1 protein-coding gene is annotated in these 1,557 nt (G+C 37.7%); it reads left to right on the forward strand.

Annotated features, from left to right (window positions below; genetic code table 11):
- Nucleotides 1-114 precede the first annotated feature (114 nt).
- Entirely contained in the window at nucleotides 115-1,416 is a 1,302-nt protein-coding gene (locus DW125_RS13920; protein ID WP_117538530.1) for a transposase, read from the forward strand.
- Nucleotides 1,417-1,557 lie beyond the last annotated feature (141 nt).

The following is a 1,557-nucleotide window of genomic DNA, read 5'->3' on the forward strand; positions in this document are numbered from 1 at the left end:
TAGCCATGAGCAAAACTCCACACATTCAGTATTTATGCGGGTTTGCGAGGCATGGCAACCTCATTAATCACTTCAAATTTATAGTAACAATCAGCTCCAAATGGTATAATTAAGTTGTCAAAATCAATTCACCAAAAGGAGCTGATTGTTATCTATCGTCAAGAAATTTTGAAAGACATTCGTCTTTTCACTTCACAACCAGTTGCAAAGTTTTATGATTCTCTTTTTTTGAATCTTGATTTATCCTTTGTTCCGGAATTCCCCAAGACAGGAAGGAAAGGCTTTTCAAATCACGCTATGATTTGTTCCTTTATTGTCATGAAATGCGAAGGCTTCTCCATGATTTCCGATCTTGTCGATTATCTTCACAATAATCTTCTGATTGCGCATTTTTGTGGCTTTGATATTTCTCGTCCACTTCCTTCTTATTGGACTTTTGATCGCTTCCTGAAAAATTTCGATAACAAAGTTCTCTCTGAAATCATGAAAACTCAGGTGTTATTCCTTTCTAAAGAAGGTATTGTAGACACTTCTTTTATTGGCTTAGATTCAACCCCTGTCTCTGCAAATACTTCACAGAATAATCCGAAATCTTTTCTCTCAAATAAGTTTAAACCCGGAAATCAACCAAGGGCGGATTCGGATTGTAAACTCGGCGTCCACACTGCATCCAATCAAACGAACGAGAAAAAATATGAATTCTATTGGGGCTATAAAAATCATGTCCTTGTAGACTGTATTTCAGGTCTTCCTATTTATGAAATGACCACAACCGCGGAAGTTCATGATGCTACCGTCGCTTTAGATATCCTTGCTGCTACCCATTCCTTTCAACCAATAACGGACTGCACATTCCTTGCCGACAAAGGTTACGATGTCAAAAATATCTACAATCAGGTTAAGGATCTTTACAATGGAGAATGTATCATTCCATTAAACAAACGTAATTCCAAAAATCCGAAACTTCTTCCTCAAGGGAATCCCATTTGCGAAGCAGGGCTTGCCATGTGGAAGGATGGTAAGTTTTCCGATTGTGGTCGTACCCGTCAAAAGTTTTGTTGTCCTCTAAAATCAAGTAAAGATACCGTTTGCCCATGCCACCACAAAAATTTCTATAATGGTAAAAAGCATCGTGGCTGTACGAAATATCTCACCATTCCTGATGATTTAAGACTTTCCATTGATAGGGACAGCAAATATTTTGAAAGTAATTATTCACTCCGCACAGAATGTGAACGCTATAATTCGCGTTTTAAAAATACTGGTCAGGAGCGGATGTGGGTGAGAAATAAAGCGTCTGTTACAAACTTAAACACACTTGCCCATATCAGTTTACTGGCAGTTGCCGTTGCCGCAATCACTAGACATTCCGGTCAGTCTTATCGCAAACTAAAAACAATAAAACGAATTGCTTGATTAAAAATTTCTCATAGTCTTATGATTTCGTAAGTTTTGGACTTACGTTAGCTTTGCTATGCCATAAAATCGTAACCTCAAACTTTATGGAAACTAACTGCCACGTCCTACTTTTGAATTAATGTGTTTTGCTCATCTCTA

It is taken from the genome of Dorea sp. AM10-31, assembly GCF_003435815.1.
In the GTDB taxonomy this organism is placed as follows: Bacteria; Bacillota; Clostridia; order Lachnospirales; family Lachnospiraceae; genus Dorea_D; species Dorea_D hominis.